The sequence below is a fragment of the Lysobacter enzymogenes genome (assembly GCF_017168095.1).
In the GTDB taxonomy this organism is placed as follows: domain Bacteria; phylum Pseudomonadota; class Gammaproteobacteria; order Xanthomonadales; family Xanthomonadaceae; genus Lysobacter; species Lysobacter enzymogenes_D.
Genome location: NZ_LXSD01000592.1, coordinates 1 through 5,104, shown reverse-complemented (window position 1 = coordinate 5,104; position 5,104 = coordinate 1). Strand labels below are relative to the sequence as shown.

At 70.3% G+C, this 5,104-nt stretch carries 4 protein-coding genes and 1 pseudogene; 4 read left to right on the top strand and 1 reads right to left on the bottom strand.

Annotated elements, in window-relative coordinates; translation table 11 throughout:
- Window positions 1–192: 192 nt before the first annotated feature.
- Complete coding sequence (locus A7A76_RS22975) at window positions 193–1,005, top strand: hypothetical protein (protein WP_206413495.1); 813 nt, start codon at window positions 193–195, stop codon at window positions 1,003–1,005.
- 77 nt (window positions 1,006–1,082) lie between these two features.
- On the opposite strand, the gene A7A76_RS22970 is transcribed toward A7A76_RS22975, so the two are convergent.
- A complete protein-coding gene (locus A7A76_RS22970) occupies window positions 1,083–1,613 on the bottom strand; it encodes a hypothetical protein (protein ID WP_206413494.1) in 531 nt (176 codons plus the stop codon).
- A 260-nt stretch (window positions 1,614–1,873) separates the two neighbouring features.
- On the opposite strand from A7A76_RS22970, the gene A7A76_RS27065 reads away from it, so the two are divergent.
- The 3 genes and pseudogenes from A7A76_RS27065 to A7A76_RS25750 all read left to right on the top strand — a co-directional run bounded on the left by A7A76_RS27065 (window position 1,874) and on the right by A7A76_RS25750 (window position 4,846).
- Window positions 1,874–2,101, top strand: a complete 228-nt coding sequence (locus A7A76_RS27065) for a DUF6053 domain-containing protein (RefSeq protein WP_428995222.1) — start codon at window positions 1,874–1,876, stop codon at window positions 2,099–2,101.
- Between the two features lie 240 nt (window positions 2,102–2,341).
- A pseudogene (locus A7A76_RS22965) lies at window positions 2,342–4,366 on the top strand (sodium-translocating pyrophosphatase); the annotation flags it as partial.
- Window positions 4,355–4,846: an OmpA family protein gene (locus A7A76_RS25750; protein WP_343225395.1), complete on the top strand. Its 492-nt coding sequence runs from the start codon at window positions 4,355–4,357 to the stop codon at window positions 4,844–4,846. The pseudogene A7A76_RS22965 and the gene A7A76_RS25750, both read left to right, overlap by 12 nt.
- Window positions 4,847–5,104: the final 258 nt, after the last annotated feature.

Genomic DNA, 5,104 nt, shown 5'->3' with positions numbered 1-5,104 from the left:
GCCCGCCCCCGCGGGCCGGCGCGGCCGCCGCGCCGCCCCGCATCTGTGCGCCACGTCGCCAATGCCCCGCGCCGCGCCCGGTCGCCAACCGAAAAACGTTGAACCGCCCAACCGATTGCGGCAATCTGCCGCCGCAAGCGTTCATGCGGGCGCAGGGACGCAACGCTTAGTTGGTCATTACAGGGAGTCGTCATGAAAGGCAGGTTTCTGGTTCCGCTGATGCTGCTGGTTCCTTCGGTCTCGGCCGTCGCCGGTCAGTGCGAAGACAATTTCACCAAGAAGGGCAACCCGCTCTCGGGGCAGGAGTACTTCACCCAGGTCCAGGTGCCGGGCATGTCCGCCGCGGCCGGCATCGGCCAGGTCCGCAACGCCGGCATCGGCCGCAACATGGCGGTGCTCGACGAAGATCTGAACGCCGGCACCCTGGTGCTGGAAGAGCCTTCCTCGACCCTGCACCGCCCGCTGCCGATGCAGGTCACCGCCGACAATTCCGGCACCGTGACCATGTCGCTGAAGCTGCGCAAGGGCTCGTTCGGCAGCGCCGCCGACATCAAGAAGTCGATGTGCGAGATGATCGGCTCGCTCAAGCCGGGCAAGACCGCGCCGCCGCGCTCGGCCGCACCCAAGCCGTTGCCGATCGCGGTGTCGGCGCAGCAGCTGGCGCAGGAAATCGAAGCCCAGGCCAAGGAAAACGCCGCGGTCGTCGCCGACCGCTACAAGGGCCGCCAGTACACGGTCAAGGGCACCAACGCCGGCGTCAGCGACGGCAAGAGCGGCAAGTACTACGTGACGTTCGAAGGCGGCGGCGGCTCGCTGCTGCCGGGCCTGGTCGAGAGCGACCGCCGCCTGTTCGAGACCCGCGTGCGCTGCGCGCTGGCGCCGAACCAGAAGGCCTATGCGCTGACCCTGCGCGCCAACGACCGCATCCAGCTCACCGGCACCTTCGACGAGTACAACCAGACCGACTTCGTGGTCGAGCTGAAGGACTGCGTCGGCGTGAAGTAAGCTGGCGCGCCGGCGACGCTAAAAAGGAAAGGGCCGCGCGAGCGGCCCTTTCTTCGTTTGCGGCCGGCGCCGCGCGCTCAGCCGCCGCAGGGCTTGCCTTCGACCGTCATCGCCGCGGCGAACATCGGCACCTGGGCCAGCTTGGCGGCCTCGGCGCGGGCCTTTTCGTCCTGCAGGTACAGGCGCGCGCGGCCTTGCGCGTCGAGCTGCGGCGGCGCCACCGCGGCCGGCTTGCGCCACACCCGCACCACCGCCTGCTGCTGCGGGCAGGCCGCGCTGGGCACGCGGATCAAATCGTTGAACTTCCAGCCCGCGGCTTCCGACGGCTGCGCCTTAGCCGCGTCGACGAAGCGCGCGCGCGGCTGGCAGTTGGGGCTGGAGCGCACCACCGCGAATTTGTAGGGCTCGGCGGCTTGGCCGGTGAAGGCGCCTTCCAGGCGTGCGCAGGCCTCGGGAATCTGGCGCAGGGTGTGGACGCTGCCGGCCGGCTGCGCCGGCACCGTGCCGGAACGCTGGATCTCGGGGACCGGATCGGCCGCGAACGCGGCCGGGGATACGAATGCGGCGAGCGCCATGGCGGCGCCGAACGCGGGAAGAAGTCTGCGCATGGCGGCTCCTGATTGCGGGGCCGGGGCAGCCTCGCACGCACCGGCTGAACCGCCACTTCACCCTCGCCCGCCGGCCTGGCGCTGCTGGGTGAAGGCCTGAGCCTGCGCCGCATCGGGATCAAAAGCGTCGGGGCTGAAGCCCCTCCCACAACCGCCGCGCTGCTGTGGGAGGGCCTTCAGGCCCGATGCCTTCCGCTCAGGCCGCCCCGTCGCATCGGGAACAAAGGCGTCGGGGCTAAGCCCCTCACACAACAGCCGCGCTGCTGTGGGAGGGCCTTCAGGCCCGACGCCTTCCGCTCAGGCCGGCGCGTCGCATCGGGAACAAAAGCGTCGGGGCTGAAGCCCCTCCCACGACAGCCGCGTCCGGCGCAAACGATGCGGCTGCGCAACATGCCGGCCCACTGGATCGCTGCGCGCGATGCCGACGTCGTCGTCGCCGTCAAGCGCGCGTGACGGCTGCACGGGCCGACGGCGCAGGGGTTTCGTGACTTCGTTCGCAGCCCCGCCGCACGCCGCGCGATGCTCGCCGCCGGCGCCGCCGCGGCGGTTCCGCCGGCACAGTCCCTATGCGATAGTCGGTTCGCGCCGTGTACGCGATACGGCCACGCTGCGATGCAACACGCGCAGCGCGCAAACGCGATCCGCGGAACACCGGTCCACGACCGCTCGCGGCACAAGTCGAATCCGTTGTCCCGTGATGTCCACTTTTCCAACCGGGGAGGGGTTTCATGCTGGAGCAGTACGGTTTGATCCTGGCGCTAGGCTGCGCCGTCATCGCGATCCTCTACGGCATCGTGTCCGCGCGCTGGATCAGCGCACAACCCGCCGGCAACCAACGCATGCAGGAGATAGCCGGCGCGATCCAGGAAGGCGCCCGCGCCTATCTCAACCGCCAATACACCACCATCGCCATCGCCGGCGCGGTGTTGTTCGTGCTGATCGGACTGTTCCTCAACTGGCATACCGCGATCGGCTTCCTGCTCGGCGCGGTGCTCTCCGGCGCGGCCGGCTACATCGGCATGAACGTGTCGGTGCGCGCCAACGTGCGCACCGCCGAGGCCGCGCGCCGCGGCATGGGCCCGGCGATGGACGTGGCCTTCCGCGGCGGCGCGATCACCGGCATGTTGGTGGTCGGCCTGGGCCTGCTCGGCGTGGCCGGCTACTGGCTGGTGCTGGCCAGGCTCGGCGTCACCGGCGAGAAGGCGCTGCACGCGCTGGTCGGTCTGGCGTTCGGCTCGTCGCTGATCTCGATCTTCGCGCGCCTGGGCGGCGGCATCTTCACCAAGGGCGCCGACGTCGGCGCCGACCTGGTCGGCAAGGTCGAAGCCGGCATTCCCGAGGACGACCCGCGCAACCCGGCGGTGATCGCCGACAACGTCGGCGACAACGTCGGCGACTGCGCGGGCATGGCCGCGGACCTGTTCGAAACCTATGCGGTGACGGTGATCGCGACGATGCTGCTGGGCGGCCTGATGGCCAGCCAGGTCGGCGCCAACGGCATCCTGTATCCGCTGGTGCTCGGCGGCGTGTCGATCATCGCCTCGATCGTCGGCACCTTCTTCGTCAAGGTGAAGGCGGGCGGCTCGATCATGGGCGCGCTGTACAAGGGCGTGATCGTCTCGGCGGTGCTGGCGGCGATCGCGTTCTACCCGATCACCACTTCGCTGATGCGCGACTCCAGCTTCGGCCCGATGAACCTGTACTGGTGCGCGCTGATCGGGCTGGTGCTGACCGGCGCGATCGTGTGGATCACCGAGTACTACACCGGCACCCAGTACGCGCCGGTCAAGCACGTCGCGCAGGCGTCCACCACCGGCCACGGCACCAACATCATCGCCGGCCTGGGCGTGTCGATGAAGTCGACCGCGCTGCCGGTGATCGCGGTGTGCGTGGCGATCTGGGCATCGCACGCGCTGGGCGGGCTGTACGGCATCGCCATCGCCGCGACCTCGATGCTGTCGATGGCCGGCATGATCGTGGCGCTGGACGCCTACGGGCCGATCACCGACAACGCCGGCGGCATCGCCGAGATGGCCGAGCTGCCGCCGGAGATCCGCGACATCACCGATCCGCTCGACGCGGTCGGCAACACCACCAAGGCGGTGACCAAGGGCTACGCCATCGGTTCGGCCGCGCTGGCCGCGCTGGTGCTGTTCGCCGACTACACCCACAACCTGCAGACCGCGCATCCGGGCAAGCTGTTCGCGTTCGACCTGTCCGACCACATGGTGATCATCGGCCTGTTGATCGGCGGCTTGATCCCGTACCTGTTCGGCGCGATGGCGATGGAAGCGGTCGGCCGCGCCGCCGGCGCGGTGGTCGAGGAAGTGCGCCGGCAGTTCCGCGACATCGCCGGAATCATGGAAGGCACCGGCAAGCCGCAGTACGACAAGGCGGTGGACATGCTGACCAAGTCGGCGATCAAGGAAATGATCGTGCCCTCGCTGCTGCCGGTCGCGGTGCCGGTGGTGGTCGGCCTGCTGCTCGGGCCCAAGGCGCTCGGCGGCCTGCTGATCGGCACCATCGTCACCGGCATCTTCGTCGCCATCTCGATGACCACCGGCGGCGGCGCCTGGGACAACGCCAAGAAGTACATCGAGGACGGCCACCACGGCGGCAAGGGCTCGGAGGCGCACAAGGCCGCGGTCACCGGCGACACCGTCGGCGATCCGTACAAGGACACCGCCGGCCCGGCGATCAATCCGCTGATCAAGATCATCAACATCGTCGCGCTGCTGCTGGTGCCGTTGCTGCCGGTGGGCGATGTGCGCGGGCAGGACGAAGCCGCCGCCGCGGCGGTGGCCGCCGCCAGCCACAGCGACCCGGCGCAGGCCCCGCCGGCCGCCTCCTCCGATGCCGCGGTTGCCGCCGGCGTGGGCAGCGACGTGGGCGCGGACAGCGCCGGCGCCGCGGTGGCGGTCGCCGACCACGCCAAGCTCTACTTCGACCTGGGCTCTTCGCAACTGCCCGCCACCGCCGCCGGCGACCTCGCCGGCGTGCTGGCCGCGCTCAACGCCAGGCCCGACGCCAAGGCGCGCATCTCCGGTTTCCACGACGAAACCGGCAGCGCCGCGACCAATGCCGAAGTGTCCAAGCAGCGCGCGCAGGCGGTGCAGCATTGGCTGCAGGCGCAAGGCATCGCCGCCGAACGCATCGCGCTGGACAAGCCGGCGGTGACCGAGGGCGGCGACGACGCCAGGGAAGCGCGGCGGGTCGAAGTCAGCGTCGAGTAAATCCATCCTGGCGCAGCGAAAACGGCGGCCCCGGGGCCGCCGTTTTCGTTGGCGCGGCGCGCGCGCGTCGCCGGTTTGCCGCACACTGGCGCCCCGCCCTTGCAAGGATCGCTGCCGATGCGCCTGCCGCTGTTGCCGTTGCTCCTGTCCGCCGCGCTCGCCGCCTGCTCCCAGTCTCCGAGCGCCAACGCCGGCGACGGCGCCGACCTCGCCGCCGCGCGCGCCGCCGCACCGGCCGAAGCCGCGCGCGGCACCCAG